The organism is Parapedobacter brassicae (genome assembly GCF_051400755.1).
Lineage (GTDB): Bacteria > Bacteroidota > Bacteroidia > Sphingobacteriales > Sphingobacteriaceae > Parapedobacter.
Window position 1 is genome coordinate 671,027 of the sequence record NZ_JBLFFL010000002.1, and the last position, 17,838, is coordinate 688,864.

The window sequence follows — 17,838 nt, forward strand, 5'->3', positions numbered from 1 at the left end:
TTGACTGAGTTATGCACCTGTAAACGGTCAGTGCAGTTTACAATACTTTTCAACTTAATTGGTTTCAATGAATGTATTGGAACCAAACGGGGATGTTTTATGCATCACCAAATAAAAAATCCGGAGTCCCGGATCATGCGATCTTACATTTTTATTTAACCAAATTCAAAAACACATGAAACAAAAACTACTTGGGTTTTTCATGTTGGGCGTATTGCTGATCGGATCGGTGTATGCCCAAGACAAGCGAATTAGCGGGACGGTCTCGAGTGCTGAAGGCAGTTTACCGTTAACCGGTGTCAGCGTTCGGGTAGCCGGTTCTTCGACATCCACATCCACAGACGACAGCGGTAGGTATACCATTACCGCAAATACCGGGGACGTGTTGATCTTCACCTACCTTGGTTACGCTGAACAACAAATCACCGTCGGCGAAAATTCACTTGTTGATGTTTTCATGTTGACTGATGCGCAACAATTGGACGAAGTGATCGTGTCCGGTGTGGCGGGGGCTACCGACAAGAGGAAAATGACGGTGTCGGTAACCAAGATTGGAGAAGCGCAGCTTAATGCGGTACCGGCTACTTCGCTTTCTTCTGCCTTGACCGGTAAAGTAGCCGGCTTAAGGACTTCTTCAGTAGGAGGTGCTCCCGGAACACAGGTCGACATCCAGCTCAGAGGAGATAACGTGCTAAATGTCAGCGCATCTCCACTTATCGTGCTCGATGGGATTATCATGCAGGGCAGCCTGGCCGATATCAACGTAGATGATGTGGAGTCCATGGAGGTCATCAGAGGCGCTGCCGCTTCTTCCGCATACGGCTCCCGTGCCGGTAATGGGGTGATCGCCATCACCACGAAAAGAGGGAAAGGGGCATTAGGAACGCCAAAACTGACCATCAGAAACGAAGTAGGTTTACAAAACCTCCAACATTACCTGGAAACGTCAAGTTCCCACATGTATAAGCTCGCAGATGATTGGCAATCCGCCCAGGGGCTGTACACCAAGTATGCTGGTGTTACGTATCCCGCCGATTATGCAGCTGATTATTGGGCCCCAGGTAGCATATCGGGTTCCAGGTCAATCGATGATGACGGATACATGGATAACCCTTTCGGTGTATATCGGTTTGACCCCGCTGATGTTTTCCAGACAGGGCTTTCGTACACGAACTATGTTGGCGTGTCTAACGCATCAGAGAAAAACAACATTTTCTTATCTTTTGAAAACAATAACCAGGCGGGTGTAGTGGCGCAACGTGACGGATACGAACGGCAGAATTTCCGTTTCAATATCGACCAGGAATTGACCCCTTGGTTAAAAGTAAGTGCCTCTAATCTGTTTATTAACCGGAAAGTGCAGCAGCCATCGGGTATTTTCTACAACCTGGCCCGTATGGAGAAAGATATGGATCTGTTCGCAGAAAACCGTGACGGTCAGCCTTACAACATTCGGATAAACCCCTTCAATGGGGAGGTTACCAATCCATTGTATTCGCTTTATATGCAACAGGATAATCGGAATACGCGCAGGTGGTTGGGCAACTACACCGCCAATTTCAAGTTCACCAGTTGGGCAAATCTGGATGTCACGCAGACCGTTGAAATCGAAAATTACCGAAGGGAGCTGATCAACCCGAAGAATACCTTGAATGCTTCTGACGCCTACACCGGTGGTAGCCTAACGCAACAGAGCAGCGAAACCAATACCCAAAATACGCAGGTATCGCTCAACTTAAATGAGCACTTTGGCGATGTCATCCTGACCGGTAAGTTATCCTACTTGTATGAGAACCGCCATTATGAATATACCAATACGAATGCCAATGGTTTTCAAGTTGCAGAAATCGAGAACTTCAACAACTTTTCGGCTATCAATGGTGCAAGCTCTACTAAGGAAAATGAAATCGCGCATAACTATTTTGCCATTTTGGGATTGGATTACAAAGACCGGTATTTATTTGACGGGATGTTTCGTTATGACGGATCTTCGCTGTTCGGTCCCGATGCTCGTTGGAATCCGTACTATAGGTTGTCAGGCGCTTACCGGATTTCGCAGGATGTGACAATTCCGGGCATAGACGAATTGAAAGTAAGGGCCGCTTACGGAACCGCTGGCATACGCCCGGGTTTCTCCTGGCAGTATGAAATATACTCGCTGAACCAAGGGGTTGCTACAAAGGCTCAAACCGGGAATACGTTTTTGAAGCCTTCCCAAACAGCTGAAACCGAATTCGGATTAAATGTGGATTTCCTCCGGAAATTCAGCTTTGAAGGAACGTATGCGCAGTCTGTCACCACCGACCAGTTTATCAACGTGCCGCTTATCGGGTTCCTGAACGGGGGATATACGAATCAGTGGCAAAATGCAGGCACCATCGAATCCAGGACACTGGAACTTTCATTGGCCGCCAATTGGGTACGGAATCCGGATTTTTCCTGGTCGTCAAACATTGTGTTTTCCAAATTGCTGCGCCAACAAATCACTGAACTGCCCATTGCCGACTACTGGCTGAGTGCAGGGAGCGGCGACGTAAACGCATTCCGCGTAGCGGCAGGCGAAACCTATGGTTCCATTTATGGTCGTAAGTTTGTGCGCACCTTGGACGAAATGGCGCGCCAGCTCCCAACAGGGGCAAGTATTTCTGATTATGTGGTGAACAGCGAGGGCTACGTGATTCTTGACGGAACCGAAGGCACATCAGCCGAGCGTCCCATCCTTTACACGGAAAACGGCGCTCCATGGCTGGGCAAAATAGGGGATGGAAACGCCAATTTCAACATGGGCATTGCCAATACCATTGCTTACAAAGGGATTACACTCTACGTGTTGATCGACTGGAAAAGCGGTGGCGATGTATATAACAGCAACGAGCAGCGTTTGACATTTAACAATGTCAGCAAGTTGCAGGACATGGCGGGTGTACCGGAGGGCCAAAAGAAAGTGGCGGCGTATTGGGGTTCCGGCATGTACGATGCCAATAATCCGAACGCCTATTGGGTAGAAGATGCAGGTTATTTGAAATTAAGAGAAGTGGCCATCGGGTATAACCTTCCTTCTAAAGCGCTTACCGGGTTTCTGAACGGTGCCATTAAAGGCGTTTCGCTCAAAGCCGTTGGCAGGAACCTGTTTACCATTACGGATTATTCAGGTTATGACCCGGAAGTGGGTACCGTACGGCAACCGGTAGATGGGATTAATGCAAACCCGATCTATCGCAACGTAGCTTTCTCTTTAGGGTTGAACTTTTAATCGAAAAGAACATGAAAAAGATAAATAAATTTCCCTTAATTGCCTTTGCTGCTACAAGCTTCTTAGTTAGTTGTGAATTCAGCGACCTGGATGTCCCCAATGAAAATACGCCTGACAGACTAAAAGTATTAAACACGCCTGAAGACGTATACACGTTGGCTGGTGGGACGTACAACACCATATTTTATGGAGAGCAAAGCGCCGATGGCGTGAAACCCATGCTGGCCGTGGCAGCCGACAACGTCACCTGCTCATATGGTAATTTCGATATGCGCTGGATGGCCAATGAGCCCCGCGATTTGGCCTGGGATAATTCACCTACCTATGGCACGGAGAGCCAAAATAGGTATACGTATAACCAGTGGTATTCAGCCGTTGGCTCGGCTTCGGATGTGTTGACCATGATCGATCAAGAAGGGATGGAGATTGTGGTAAACGGTGTGGACCGGACGCAGCTTACCCGGGCAATGGCCAAATTCGGGCTGGGGATGGCATACGGAAACCTTGCTTTGCTGTACGACAAAGCCCATGTCGTTGACAATGTAATAACCGCAGAGCCCACGCTCGATTCAGCTGTTCCGTACCAGCAAGTGGCTGCCGCCGCCATCGCTTACCTGGAAGAGGCACTGGCATTGACCGAAGATTCCTATACCCTTCCTGCATCATGGTTTGGCACGGCCGGAGATTGGAGCGGTGCTGATTTCAAAAAGCTCATTAACACATCCATTGCCCGTATCCTGGCCTATCTTCCGAGGAACAAGACAGAGCTCGCCGCAGTGGACTGGGTCCGCGTGAAAACCCTTGCCGATGCGGGCATTACCAGCAGCTGGATGATCGAAGCGGACAACAATATCTGGCAGTTTGAAGGAGATTTCTACACCACTACCACCGGATGGGGAAGGGTCGATATGTATGTGGCACACCTGATGGAACCATCTTTGCCCCAGCATTGGGACGAACGTCCAAACCCTGCACAACCCACAAACCCATTGGATAAGCGCTTAGGGACTGATTTTCAGTATATGCCGTCCAATGACTTTCCTGTCGAACGGGGAACCTATCATTTCAGCTGTTACCGCTTTAGCCGATATGATGATGTGTTTGTCAGCACTACCGGTGGTATTGGACCGAAACCCAACATGCTGCTATCTGAAAATGATTTGCTGAGGGCAGAGGCCAGCGCTTATACCGGAGATCTGGCAGGTGCCGCAGCCATTATCAATGCAGGAACCCGTGTTACCCGTGGCGGCCTCGCGCCCGTAGGGGCTGATCTGGACGATATCATCGATGCCATACACCACGAAAGGCATGTGGAACTCTATGCTACCGGGGGGCAGATACATTTTTATGAAATGCGGAAATTAGACCTTTTGCAAAGGGGTACGCCTTTGCAGCTGCCGATACCTGGCCAGGTTCTCCAGCTTTTTGGATTAACCGAGTACTACACGTTCGGAAGGACGGCCAATGCCGATGGCATCGGCACATCCAACGGCGGCTGGAGATAGTGCCTAAACCGGTAATCTATCGTTAAAAAGGGGCTCTTAGGCCCCTTTTTTGGGCTCCATCCTCACCAGATACTGATCGTATTCATCCTCATAAAGCACCTGTACTACCCATCCCTCGGCCCGGGCCAGCTGGATCAGGGTTTTCTGGTCAATGAATAACCAACTGAACTGCGCTCCATATATTCCCTTGTATTCGTACCGGTATTGGATTTCGCCATAATATCCGCTGGGCTTTTTTACTGTGCTGTCTGCGTAGAGATACGCAATATCCGAGGAGTCGAAGAGCAACTGACCGCCTGTATTGAGCAAGGATCGGCTATGGCGGAACAGGGCTCTTAATCCATCCATCGTGCCTGCGATGCCAATGCCATTCATCATGAATAACAACGTGTCGTACGTTCCTTCCTGGTACTGGAAGAAATCGGCGCAGACAACATGTTGCACGCCGCGCTCGCGCATGACCGCACAGGCCTGGGGTGAATGCTCCAAGGCGGTTACATCCATATGCTGTGCTTGCAGATACAGCGCATGACCGCCAGCCCCGGCACCTACATCCAGTACAGGGCCGTCACATAACGCCAGGGCGATATGCTCCAATTCGGGAAAGTCATTGGGCGCACGGAAAAACTCGTCGACCGGCATTTCCTCGATATCGCCATAACTGGTATGCAACAGGAGCTTGCCACCTGTTCTTCCGTGGAAGTGGTCGTGGAGCGCTTGGCCAAGGACATCGTGTGTCATGCTATGGAATGTGAAGGATCTGTTTGGCAAGTGCGATGGTGGCTTCGTCGCCGGTATGTTTGCCAGGTTCGTCGGAGAGCTTGATGACGGGTGTCCATTGGGCTTCTTCGGGAAAAGCCTCGATCATCTTGATGACGATATTCATGGGCAGCAATCCCACGTCATTGGTGAAGTTGGTACCGATGCCGAAGGACATGCCGATGCGGCCGCGGCAATATTCGGCGATGCGGGCGACTTTCTCATAATTCAGGCCATCGGAGAAAATGATGGTTTTGGATAGGGGGTCGATGCCTTTCTGCTGGTAGTGCCGGATGGTGTTGTCGGCAAACACCAGCGGGTCGCCGCTATCGTGGCGCACGCCATCGAATAATTTGGTGAGTTTCTTATCGAATTGTGTAAAAAAAACATCGGTGGTATACGTGTCGGAAAGGGCAATGCCCAAGTCTCCTCGGTACACATCGGACCAATGCTCCAGCCCCAGGAGGTTGGCCATCTTGAATCCGTATTTGGCGGCATGGAACATGAACCATTCGTGGGCGTGGGTGCCGATGGGTTTGGTTTGGTACCGCATGGCCATGTGCACGTTGCTGGTGCCGATGAATGTGCCTTCGCCGTATTGCCGGAGAGCCTGCACGACCAGCCGGTGTACGGCGTAAGAATGGCGTCTGCGCGTGCCGAATTCGGCAATGGTGATGCCCAGCTGGCGATATTGCTCGATCTTTTGGCGGGCCGTGGCGACGACCTGCTCGTCCGGTTGCCGCTGTTGGCCGGCCAGCTGATAATACAATTCGCATATCAGGGACATAATGGGCACTTCCCACAGGATGGTGCGGTACCAGTATCCTTGTATCGCTACGTGGAGGTCTTCGCCGTGTTGCTGGATATGCACTTCCTCCGGATCGTACCGGTAGCCCTGCAGGAAATCGAAGTAGGTGGGATCGATGTACGGGCAGGTATCGGCGAAATAGTATTTTTCCTGCCGTGTCAATTGCAGCTTGGCCAGGTCATCGATGGCGTTGCGCAGCTCCTCGGCAAATCCTTTCGGAAAGCCATGCCCGCCTCGGTTGATAAACTGGTACTTCGCCTTGGCCTTGGGAAATTGCTTCACCACGGCGTGTTGCATGGTGAATTTGTAGAAGTCGTTGTCCAGTATGGAGTTGATCATCCGCGTCCCATCCCTATTTCACCGTACTTAACCACGCTTCGGCCATCAATTGGGCACCGGCCAGTGTGGTGTGCACACCGTCTCCCGTCCAATATTCAGGCGAGACCTGTTTGGTGGCTTCGTCAAAAACGCGTTGGTAGGGGATGAAGGCGGCCTTGTACGCTGTGGCGATCTCCCGGGCTGCCTGGCGGTATTCATCAAATGCCGGATACCAAGCGTCCGTCACCGCTTTGACGTTGTTGACGGCGAAGGGTTCGCCGATGATGAGTTTTACATTGGGGAGCGCTGCCAACGTGCGGTCGAGCAACTTCCGGTAATCGTCGCGATATACCTGCACGGTGCCCTTGTAGTCGCCGTTGAGCGTATGCCAATAATCGTTGACGCCGATGAGGATACTCAGAATAGTTGGTTTGATGGCCAAGCAGTCCTGATCCCAGCGTTCAGCTAATTGGTGTACCTTGTTGCCGCTGATGCCCTTATTGTAGATGGTGGGCCGTTGGGAAGCATGGGCGTGCAGCAGCCGCGCCGCGGCGAGGAAGGCATATCCATTGCCCAATGCGCGACTATTATTGGGTGTGTTGTTTTCTTTATCGCGGCCTGCATCGGTGATGGAGTCGCCCTGGAACAGGATGACGTCGTTCGGCTGTATCCGGATAGCCGGTGCTGAATGGGTCGAGGCGGTCGCTGCGCTTACGATTTCGGGGAGGCTGATAGCCAATGCTGCTCCCTTGAGGGATGTGCTGATGAATGTTCTTCTGCTTTTATCCATGGTCAATAATGGGTTTGATGATTCAAAGATAGCCATTTAAATGAAAAAAGGAGGTTTCCCTCCTTTCACTACTTAAAAAAACTGATGTATGATTATCCTCTTCCCCGTCCGGAACTTCCCCGCTCGGACGACCTGCTGCGCGTGGCGCTGCTGCTTTTCCGCTCGGAACTCCGGCTTGTGGATACGCTTGGGCGTGATGTGGCGCGCGACGATACGGTGGGCTGACGGCTGGGGGCGCTTTTTTGTGCGCTAGGCGCACTGTTTTGTACCCGTGGTGCACTGCTGCGCATGCGCGGGGCGTTGCCGCCGTTGCTGCGCGTGGTGGCTGACGAGGTTTTTACCGCAGTTGTACTTCGTTCACCCGTTCCCCTTTGGCGGCTGCTCATTTCAGGGCGACTGGCAGTAGGGCGTGCATTGCTGCTTCGCTGGCTACCGGGTGTTGCTACGGCTTTCCGGCTTTCCGATGAGGTGCGTGATGCGCGTGCGCTGCTTCTTTCCGGTGCAGACGAGCTGCGTGGCGCTACTGCTGATCCACGTGTTGCTGAACCCCGTGTTGCCGAAGAACTGCGCGGGGCGGCAGCTTCCGACCGACTGCCGCTGCGTGAGCTGGATGAGCGTACCGCGCTTCGTGCATCTGATACCTGTGCAGGCCTTGCCGATGTACGGCTATTGCGGTCTACTTCCGGACGGTAAAGGCTTACCGAACGGCTGCTTACTGCTGCCCTTCCGGGGCGTGAGGCGTTGTTGATCTGCCTTACGGGAACCTGGCTGCGGGTAACGCGTTCGATCTCGCTGCGCCGCGGACCGCTCACATACGTGCGGTTGTTGTACACGTACGTGTTGTTGATGATCGTGGTGCGATTATAGATGGTCACGCGGTTTCGATACGGTACATAGTAGCTATAGAGCCTTGGACTGCAGATGTAGCGTTGGGGTACGAATATCCAATGGTGATGCGGTATGCCGATGCTGACATTGATGCTCATACGGGGGGCTAATGGTGCCCATCCGTAATAGCCGTCGCCGCTCCTCCAGCTGACCCAAGCGGGTCCCCATTCGTAACCAGGTATCCAGGCCCAGCCGTAGTAGTCCGTATATTCCCAGCGCCCGTAATGGAACGGTGCCCATCCCCATGTGTAGTCTGATACCCATGTGTTGCCGTAGGAGGTCATCACCCAATGTCCATTAGTGGCATAGGGCTGAAAACCCGGTTCGGCGTCTGGCAACCAGATGTACCCGTATTCGGGATCGTCTACCCATTCCCCGTAGGGCGCGAGTTCGTCATAAAATGTTTGAAATGAAACGCTCATGCCGGGCTGAGCCTTCACGGTGTTGGAGGCGGCAATGGCCAAGAAGGCTAATGCAACCAATACTGATCGTCCGGCTTTCGTTAACGTTTTCATGATATGTTGATTTAAATGTACCACACTTTTATTCGTTATCTGGTGGTATGACTGCGCGGATAGACCGATGGTTTAATGGCCGGTGTGGACCCTCTCTAAATTGTTACGGCGGATGTTTGGAGAACATTTTCCCGAAATACGTGTTAACATAAGGATATTAGAGGCATTTTATCTAAGTTTGCAGCCTTAACTGCTCATATTCCTGATGATAAAAAAGATACAACGTACACTGATCGAACTGGCCAATATTCATCGGTTTGTCATGCGTTTCTTCAGGGAGCTATTCCGGCCGCCCTATGAGTTTAAGGAAATCATCCGGCAGTGCTTTGAAGTAGGGTGGAAGTCGCTGCCGCTGATATCGCTTACCGGCTTCATCACGGGCATTGTATTCACCAATCAGTCCCGTCCTTCCTTGGCCGAATTTGGCGCGACCTCGTGGTTGCCGGCGCTGATATCCATCGCGATCATCCGGGCATTGGCACCGCTGGTAACCGCACTGATCGCGTCAGGCAAGGTGGGCTCTCAGATCGGGGCTGAACTGGGCTCGATGAAAGTAACCGAGCAGATCGATGCCATGGAAGTGTCGGGTACGAATCCCTTTAAGTTTTTGGTCGTGAGCCGGGTGTTGGCCACGACGATCAGCATACCTGTTCTTTCCCTATATACGGCTGCCGTTGCGCTGTTGGGTGCTTTCCTGAGCGTCAATCAGGGCGAAAACACGAGCTTTCGCGTATACTTCGATCAGGTATTTGAGGCGGTCACTTATCTGGATGTTTTTTCATTGGTATTGAAGGCGGTGGCATTTGGGTTTACCATCGGCATCGTGGGCTGTTATCAGGGATACCACTCTTCTAAGGGTACCGAGGGTGTGGGCCGGGCAGCCAACTGGGCGGTGGTGATGTCCATGTTCCTGATATTTATTGAAGAGATATTGATTGTGCAAATTATTCAGGCAATGCGGGCTTAACCATGTTGAAGACGGACGGACATATCGATTATAATACCCGGGTGATCAACGTGCTGGAGGTCAGCAAGTCGTTCGGCGATCTGCATGTTTTGCGCGGCGTGGATCTTCATTTGTTCAAGGGTGAAAACCTGGTGGTCCTGGGTCGTTCGGGCACGGGCAAATCGGTGCTGATCAAATTGATATCCGGCTTATTGAAGCCGGATGCGGGTACCATTGAAGTATTGGGTGAGCAGGTGGATGAACTGGGTGAGAAGGAATTGCAGCAGCTTCGGTTGAAAATCGGCTTTTCGTTCCAAAACAGCGCACTGTATGACAGCATGACCGTACGGGCGAACCTGGAGTTTCCGTTGGTCCGGAATAAACGGCACCTTTCGCGTGCGGATATCAATCATGAAGTGGAGGATGTGCTGGATGCTGTGGGCTTGTTGCATACCATCAATCAGATGCCTTCGGAGTTGTCGGGCGGACAGCGGAAGCGGATCGGCATTGCACGTACGTTGATACTCCGCCCTGAAATCATGCTATACGATGAGCCCACGGCGGGTCTTGATCCCATCACGTGCATCGAGATCAATGGGCTGATCAATGAGGTGCAGGAAAAATACAAGACATCGTCGATTATCATCACGCATGACCTGTCATGTGCCAAAAATGTGGGCAACCGTATCGTCATGCTGCTCGAGGGAAGATTCGAACGGCAAGGAAATTTTGACGAGATCTTCGACACGGATGATGAACGGGTGAAGCCGTTTTATGACTATAATTTTATCAAATAAGCTATGAGTGCTACAGAAAATAAACGTTCGGTTATCGTGGGGTTGTTTGTGCTGGTGGGGCTGATCATCTTGGTGGCTGGTATTTTGGTACTTGGCGGACAGCAAAACCGCTTCACGAAAACCATCACCGTGACTACCGTATTCAGTGATGTGAGCGGACTGAAAGCGGGGAATAATGTGTGGTTTTCCGGCGTGAAAATCGGCACCATTAAGGCAATCCGGTTTAAAAACCTCAAGGAGGTAGAGATATCCATGGTGATCGAGGAGGCCTCCCGGCAGTATATCCGCAAGGATGCGATGGCCAAAATAGGTTCCGAAAGTTTCATCGGTAATAAGCTGATCGTCATTGAAGGGGGAAGCAGCGATGTGCCACCCGTTGACGATGGTGATGTGTTGCAGACGGCACCTGCTGGCGGATTGGACGAGATGATGGCTACCTTGCAGGTGAACAATGAAAACCTGGTGGAGATCACCAAGAATTTCGGCGAATTGAGTGCCCGCGTGGCACGCGGCGAAGGTACCGTGGGCGCGTTGCTCACGGATTCGATGATGGCGACGAACATGAAGCTGATGATCGCGAACCTCAACCAGACGACGGCTAATACGGCAAAGGCTTCGCTGGCGCTCAACCAATTGACGACGAAACTCAATCAGGAGGGCACGCTCATCAATGACCTGCTGACCGATACGGTTGTTTATGGCAATTTGCAGTCGGCCGTAGCGCAATTGGAGGGGATCACCCAAACGGCTTCGGCCTTGGTGACCAACCTGAATCAAACGGCCGGCAAATTGGATGATCAGGACAATGCCGTGGGGGTGTTGCTCAACGACGCCGAAGCGGCTGAAAACATCCGGCAGACGTTGTACAACCTGGAGCAAAGCACGCAGAAGTTGGATCAGAACATGGAGGCACTACAGCACAATTTTTTGTTCAGGGGATTTTTCCGGAAACAGGAGCGCGAAGCGGCTAAGGAAGCGAAACAGCAATAGGTTCCGTTATTTCGACGTCTCCGCTGTCAGCGATCTCCAAGAATTTGACAGGGGCTAATTCATTCACCAGTAATGGGTCATAGGGTGTGCGTACTTTGACGTAGTTGCGGCTGAAACCGTGCATGTAGCCATCCTTGATATCGCCCTCGAACAGCACTTCTGCTTCTTTTCCCAATTGGGTTTGGTAAAATGCGCGGCGCTTTTTTTCGGACAGGATGTGCAGCATTTTGCTGCGTTCGCTACGTTGCGCACCGGGGATAGCACCCTCCATCTGCGCAGCGATGGTGTTTTCCCGCTCGGAATAGGTAAACACATGGAGGTAGGAGATATCCAGTGCCTGGAGAAACTGGTAGGTATCCAGGAAGTCTTCCCGTGTTTCGCCCGGAAACCCAACGATGACGTCGACACCAATGCAGCAGTCGGGCATCAGCTCCTTGATCTTCGCCACGCGGCTGGCATACAGCTCTCGCCGGTAACGCCTGCGCATAAGCTTCAATATGTTATTCGAGCCGGATTGCAGGGGGATGTGGAAGTGGGGGACGAAGCGTTTGGATTGCGCCACATATTCGATGATCTCATCGCTGAGCAGGTTGGGCTCGATGGATGATATGCGGAAGCGGTCTATCCCTTCCACCGCATCCAATGCGTTAATGAGGTCGAAGAAACGGTCTTCGCGCTCGCCGTTGCGGAGGCCGAAGTCGCCGATATTGACGCCGGTAAGCACGATTTCCTTGACACCGGAGGCAGCGATTTCTTCCGCTTGCTGCACGATATTGGCGATGGTTCCGCTACGGCTGGCACCCCGTGCCAGCGGAATCGTGCAAAACGTGCATGAATAATCGCATCCATCCTGTACCTTGAGAAAGGTTCGCGTGCGGTCGCCTATGGAAAACGCGGGGACGAACTGGTTGGTTTCTGCAATCGGCGCATTGCGCACGACCGCCTTGGGTTGCTTGGTTAAATCGTCGAGATGCTGCACGATATTGAACTTCTCGGCGGCTCCCAGCACCATGTCTACCCCCGGTATTTCGGTGATCTCGCGCGGTTTCAGTTGGGCATAGCAGCCCACCACCACGATATAAGCGCTTGGCGAATGGCGGAGCGCCTCCTTCACCACCTTGCGGCACTTCCGGTCGGCATGCTCGGTGACCGAACAGGTATTGATCACGTAGATGTCTGCTGTGCTATTGAAAGGAGCGGTCTCGTATCCGGCCTGTTGGAAAATACGGCCAATGGAGGATGTTTCTGAGAAATTCAGTTTACACCCTAACGTATAAAAAGCGACTTTTCTGCCCATTTCGAGGGGCAAAGGTAAGGAAAAACAGTGAATAATCTAGTGCTTTGCTGGTGATTCAGGCGGTTGCAGAGACAACCTAGGAATTGGGAGCAACGCGAACCGATTCCAGTTGTCGAGCAATCGCCTGAATCAATGCCATAAAAAACTCGGCTTGAGCGCCGAGGACCTTGTGGGAAATACAGGGCTCGAACCTGTGACCCCTACCTTGTCGAGGTAGTGCTCTGAACCAACTGAGCTAATTTCCCTGAAATACTCCGCAAAAATAGTTTTTTTTACCGATGATGCAAATCGTTTTTTATGACAATATCCCTCTCCCTCATTTAAAATTCCTTCCCTTATGGAAGACCCCTGTGGTCATATCCTCATCGTTGGCGGTCGCCAGCCCGTGCAGTAATCCAGTGAGATCGAAGCAGCGGCTGACCATCACGTGGATCACTTCACCTTCTACCTGTAAGGTGCCCTCTACCATAAGCAGCTTCGAGCGCAGGATCTCCTTCCGGTACCGGTCAAACAGGTTGCTCCACACCACCAAGTTGGCAAATCCGGTTTCGTCCTCAATGGTGATGAACAAGACCCCTTTTGCAGTGCCCGGCCGTTGCCGTACGGTCACCATCCCACAGACCTTTACGGGCATGCCATTTTTCATGGAGACCAGCTGCCCCGTCGGCACGGCGTGCAGCAGGTCCAGCTTTTCGCGCACCAGGCTGACAGGATGTGCCTTGAGGGAGAGGGCAGTGGTTGCATAGTCCTGCACGACATGCTCCCCCGGTGTCATCAGGGGCAGTCTCATCTGCGGCTCCACAGCGCTTTCGGACGGCTGTCCGTCAAACAGCGCGATGGGACGATCATGCAGGGCGGCGACTTCCCACAGGGCCTGCCGCCGGTCGAGGCCCAGGGAGCGGAAGGCATCGGCATCGGCCAGCCGTTCAAGTGTCGCCTGTTGTACGCCTGCCCGGCATAGCGCGGGGATATCAGCATATGCCGACGACCGCCCGGCCACCAAAGCCTGTATATCTTCCTCGCGTATGCCCTTGACCTGGCGGAAACCCAAGCGCAGTGCCTGATACTTGCCCGCCATTTCTTCCAGCGTGTTGTCCCAGTGGGAATGGTTGATGTCAACGGGTAGTACAGTGACCCCATGCTTGCGGGCATCGATGACGATCTGTGCGGGCTGATAGAATCCCATGGGCTGACTGTTGAGCAGGGCCGCAGCAAAGATATCAGGATGAAAACATTTCAGCCAGCAGGAGATGTATACCAGCAGGGCGAAAGAAGCGGCATGGCTTTCGGGGAATCCATAACTGCCAAATCCTTTCAGTTGGTTGAATACCCGCTGGGCAAATTCAGCGGTATAGCCTTTGGCCACCATGCCGCTCACCATTTTTTCCTGAAAACGGGCTACCTCTCCCTTGGCTTTGAAGGTAGCCATGCTGCGGCGCAGCTCATCGGCCTCGGCGGGGGAGAAGCCCGCCGCCACGATGGCGATTTCCATGGCCTGCTCCTGAAACAAGGGCACACCCAATGTCCGCTCCAAGATGCCCTTGATTTCTTCCGAAGGGTAATCCACGCGTTCCTCGTCGTTGCGGCGGCGCAGGTAGGGATGCACCATATCCCCCTGTATCGGTCCGGGCCGCACAATAGCCACCTCGATCACGAGGTCGTAAAAGTCCTTCGGCCGCAGGCGCGGCAGCATAGACATCTGCGCCCGGCTCTCGATCTGGAACACGCCCAACGTATCGGCATGGCTCACCATCTCGTATACCGCTGGCAGATCCTGGGGAATATTGGCCAGTGTGAGGTCCAGGTTTTTATGTTGTTTTGCCAGGTCAAAGGCCTTGCGGATGCAGGTGAGCATGCCCAACCCCAGCACGTCTACCTTGAGGAATCCCAAGGCTTCCAGGTCATCCTTATTCCACTCCAGGCAGGTACGGTCTTGCATACGGGCCTTGAGGATGGGGCACAGCTCGCGCAGCTGCCCTTGGGTAATGACGAAACCGCCCGTATGCTGGCCCAACTGGCGGGGAAAGCCCACCAGCTGGGCGGTGAGCTCCAGCACCTTCCGCAATTGCGGATCGTTGGGATTGAATCCCTGCTCGGCCAGCCGCTTTTCGTCGATCCCATCGTCCCAGAAGCCACCGATGGCTTTGGATAGACGGCCTACAGCATCCAGTGACAGCCCCATGGCCTTCCCCACATCGCGGATGGCACCCTTCTGCCGTTCCTGCGTCACGGTAGCGACGATGGCCGCACGGTCGCGGGTGTACTTTCCATATATGTATTGGATGACTTCCTCCCGCCGTTCATGCTCAAAGTCAACATCGATGTCGGGCGGCTCGTCACGCGCATCAGACATGAAGCGGGCAAAGAGCAGCTTGACTTTCGTGGGATTGACGGAGGTGATGCCCAGGCAGTAGCAGACCACCGAGTTGGCCGCCGAGCCGCGCCCTTGGCACAGGATATGCCGCTCACGCGCGAAGCGTACATAGTCGTATACGGTGAGGAAATAGGAGGCATAATTTTTCCGTTCGATGAAGGCCAATTCTTGGGTAATGGTTTCTTTGATGGCATCCGGTATGGTGCCATTGAACCGCTCATTGGCCCCTTCCCAAGTACGGAAAACCAGCTCCTCCTGCGGTGTCCGGTCGTCGCTGGTCAGCTCTTCGGGATACACATATTGCAGGCTATCCAATGAAAACTGGCAAGCTTCGGCAATCTCCGCCGTATAGCGGATGGCATCGGGATACGGGCGGAAGAGGCGCTGCATTTCTTCGATGGGTTTCAGGTACCGTTCGGCATGCTGATGGAGCCTGAACCCGGCATGGTGGATGGTGCATTTTTCGCGGATGCAGGTGAGCACATCCTGCAATTCGCGCCTGTCCGGTGCATGGTAATGCACATCATTGGTCGCCACCATGGGCATATCCAGCCGCTCCGCCAATTGGAAAAGACGAAATAATTTTTTACTGTCATCGCCCACATAAGAACGGGTTGCCCCCAGATACAGCGCATGGCCGAACGCCTCACGGTATTCGCCCACCTGTAGCTGGAAAGCCGGATCCAATTCAAACGTGGTAGTCAGCGCTGGCGGGGGCACCACGATGAACTTCATGTCCTTGCTTTTGGAATATACCTCTTCTTTCTTGAGGTAGCACGCTCCCTTTTCTGCGACGAGGTTGCCTGTCGTCAGCAGGGAAGAAAGGCGGCCATAGGCTTCCCTGTCGGTGGGGTAAGCCAGCAAACTCGGACCATCCTGTAGGTCCAGGCGGCAAGCGGGGATCAGGCGTATGCCATGTTTTTTGGCGGCGATATGTGCACGTACGATGCCTGCAACGCTATTGCGGTCGGTGACCGCGATCGCCGGGTAGGCGAGGGCCGCTGCCCGCTCCATTAGCTCCTCGGGGTGGGAGGCTCCGCGGAGGAAACTGAAATTCGTGGTGACCTGCAATTCGGAATAGCTCATCGCATTAAGCAAAAAATCCATGGATAAACCAGCGCTGGGGACTGCCCTCCTGGTAATGCCCCGAGCGGAACAGCCAATAGCGCCGGCCTTGTTCATCCTCTACATGGTAATAATCGCGGTGCTCGCCCTCATCCATCCACCATTCGCGTGCTATCCGCTCCGGGCCATCCGCTTTTTTGACGTGATGCACGGTACTCTTGTAGCGGAATGTCATGGGCGGATAGTCCGGTATGGGTGCCGATACTTCGATAGGCTCCGGTTTGGTTAGCAAACGGATGGGGCGCGGCTTGTCGTGGCGCCACCCGATAGCGGGTTTTTCCCCGATGGCGGATGCCCGTTTGAAGGACCGCTCGGGCCAATGGTGTTCATCGGGCAGGTAGCGGCTCACCGTGCAGGTGTCGACCTTTCCCCTCAGCCTGTCCAGCAATTCAGCTAGGGCCGTGTCCTCCAGTCCGGGGGCATTATTCCACAGCGATTCCTGCACGGAATTGGTATCGGCCACCTTCGTGGCCTGCAAGACAAACAGCTCGATGCCCAGCGCGGGCTCGATCTGCGGTATTTTAAGTTCGAAGAGCCTGCGGATATGGCGGACACTGGCGGTAGCCTGGCTGGTACCGATGGTTACCTGTGCTGTTTTGCCATCGATGCGATATCCCGTCAATACCGCTTCCCGCACCCCCACACCTTCCTTGGAGAGTCGTTTGCACAGCGCCTCCAGCAGCTGCTGGAGGGCTATTTCAATGCCCGTAGCCGTCCGTATGGGGTCCAGACAAGGCAGCCGCTCCTCGTAAGGCATTACGGGCTGCAAGGGGTGGAGGTATTCATCTTCCTGTCCGGCCGCTTGCCGGAGCTTCAGCAGCAACCCCTCCCCAAACCGCCTCCGCAGGACCGAGGGGGGCATCCCTATGAAGCTGCCGATGGTGCGGAGCCCCAGTTTATGCAGCCGCTGCACAGTATCGGGCGGCAGGCGTAGCGCGGCAGGGGGTAGGGGTAGCAACGCATGGAGCTGGGCGCTGCTTTCCAGGATGGGGTCAGCCTTGCCATACCGGGCCATGGCCCAGGCAGCGCCGATGGTGTCGGCGATGGCGGCCCGTATGGTGTACCCCTTGCTGTTGAGCCGTTCGACCATTTCGCGGAAGTATGCCTGTTCGCCTCCCCATAGGTGGGCACAGCCGCTGATATCGAGGATAAGTCCGTCGGATCCAGCGATGGATACGGTGGGCGTATAGCGTATGCACCATAGGCCGAACGCCTTCAGCAGCTTTCCGGCCAACGCCGGTTTATGGTCAAATACCTGTAAGCCGGTAATGAACGCCTTGGCATCGGCCACCACCATTCCCTCGGCGATTCCCTGTGCCTCCGCGATGGGGTTTGCCGCCGTGACGACCATGCGCCCATGCTGGGGAGCGGCGAAGACAAAGGGCCACTCCCGCAAGGCGGGGTGCCGGAGCGTCATCCAGTCCGTCGTCAGGTGGGGGAACCATATCGTCATATAGCGCTTGTTCATCATGA

12 protein-coding genes and 1 tRNA gene are annotated in these 17,838 nt (G+C 53.6%); 5 read left to right on the forward strand and 8 right to left on the reverse strand.

Features of this window, described 5'->3' with window-relative positions; all coding sequences use genetic code 11:
- Positions 1-175: 175 nt before the first annotated feature.
- Positions 176-3,253 (forward strand): SusC/RagA family TonB-linked outer membrane protein, encoded by a 3,078-nt coding sequence (locus ACMGDE_RS08275; protein WP_436832307.1) that lies wholly within the window; start codon positions 176-178, stop codon positions 3,251-3,253.
- 11 nt (positions 3,254-3,264) lie between these two features.
- Complete coding sequence (locus tag ACMGDE_RS08280; RefSeq protein WP_436832308.1) at positions 3,265-4,758, forward strand: RagB/SusD family nutrient uptake outer membrane protein; 1,494 nt, start codon at positions 3,265-3,267, stop codon at positions 4,756-4,758.
- 36 nt (positions 4,759-4,794) lie between these two features.
- Here ACMGDE_RS08280 and ACMGDE_RS08285 read toward each other — a convergent pair whose 3' ends face one another.
- From ACMGDE_RS08285 to ACMGDE_RS08300, 4 genes are all read right to left on the reverse strand, one after another.
- Positions 4,795-5,499, reverse strand: a complete 705-nt coding sequence (locus ACMGDE_RS08285) for a class I SAM-dependent methyltransferase (protein ID WP_436832309.1) — start codon at positions 5,497-5,499, stop codon at positions 4,795-4,797.
- A 1-nt stretch (position 5,500) separates the two neighbouring features.
- Entirely contained in the window at positions 5,501-6,664 is a 1,164-nt protein-coding gene (gene pncB, locus ACMGDE_RS08290) for a nicotinate phosphoribosyltransferase (protein WP_436832310.1), read from the reverse strand.
- Between the two features lie 13 nt (positions 6,665-6,677).
- Entirely contained in the window at positions 6,678-7,433 is a 756-nt protein-coding gene (locus tag ACMGDE_RS08295; protein WP_436832311.1) for an SGNH/GDSL hydrolase family protein, read from the reverse strand.
- Positions 7,434-7,525: 92 nt separating this feature from the next.
- On the reverse strand, positions 7,526-8,836 hold the full coding sequence (locus ACMGDE_RS08300) for a DUF6600 domain-containing protein (RefSeq protein WP_436832312.1): 1,311 nt from the start codon (positions 8,834-8,836) through the stop codon (positions 7,526-7,528).
- Positions 8,837-9,041: 205 nt separating this feature from the next.
- Between ACMGDE_RS08300 and ACMGDE_RS08305 the strand changes: the two genes are divergently transcribed.
- From ACMGDE_RS08305 to ACMGDE_RS08315, 3 genes are read left to right on the forward strand one after another with little or no spacing between them, the layout of a single operon-like run.
- Entirely contained in the window at positions 9,042-9,803 is a 762-nt protein-coding gene (locus ACMGDE_RS08305; protein ID WP_436832313.1) for an MlaE family ABC transporter permease, read from the forward strand.
- A gap of 2 nt (positions 9,804-9,805) precedes the next feature.
- Positions 9,806-10,579: an ABC transporter ATP-binding protein gene (locus ACMGDE_RS08310; RefSeq protein WP_436832314.1), complete on the forward strand. Its 774-nt coding sequence runs from the start codon at positions 9,806-9,808 to the stop codon at positions 10,577-10,579.
- A 3-nt stretch (positions 10,580-10,582) separates the two neighbouring features.
- Positions 10,583-11,569, forward strand: a complete 987-nt coding sequence (locus ACMGDE_RS08315; protein ID WP_436832315.1) for an MlaD family protein — start codon at positions 10,583-10,585, stop codon at positions 11,567-11,569.
- On the opposite strand, the gene mtaB is transcribed toward ACMGDE_RS08315, so the two are convergent.
- From mtaB to ACMGDE_RS08335, 4 genes are all read right to left on the reverse strand, one after another.
- Positions 11,547-12,866, reverse strand: coding sequence for a tRNA (N(6)-L-threonylcarbamoyladenosine(37)-C(2))-methylthiotransferase MtaB (gene mtaB, locus ACMGDE_RS08320; protein WP_436832316.1), 1,320 nt, complete (start codon positions 12,864-12,866; stop codon positions 11,547-11,549). The genes ACMGDE_RS08315 and mtaB overlap by 23 nt on opposite strands.
- Positions 12,867-13,036: 170 nt before the next feature.
- A tRNA-Val gene (locus tag ACMGDE_RS08325) sits at positions 13,037-13,111 on the reverse strand.
- Between the two features lie 71 nt (positions 13,112-13,182).
- A complete protein-coding gene (locus ACMGDE_RS08330; RefSeq protein ID WP_436832317.1) occupies positions 13,183-16,347 on the reverse strand; it encodes an error-prone DNA polymerase in 3,165 nt (1,054 codons plus the stop codon).
- Entirely contained in the window at positions 16,331-17,833 is a 1,503-nt protein-coding gene (locus ACMGDE_RS08335) for a Y-family DNA polymerase (protein ID WP_436832318.1), read from the reverse strand. Before ACMGDE_RS08335 ends, ACMGDE_RS08330 begins: the two co-directional genes overlap by 17 nt.
- Positions 17,834-17,838: the final 5 nt, after the last annotated feature.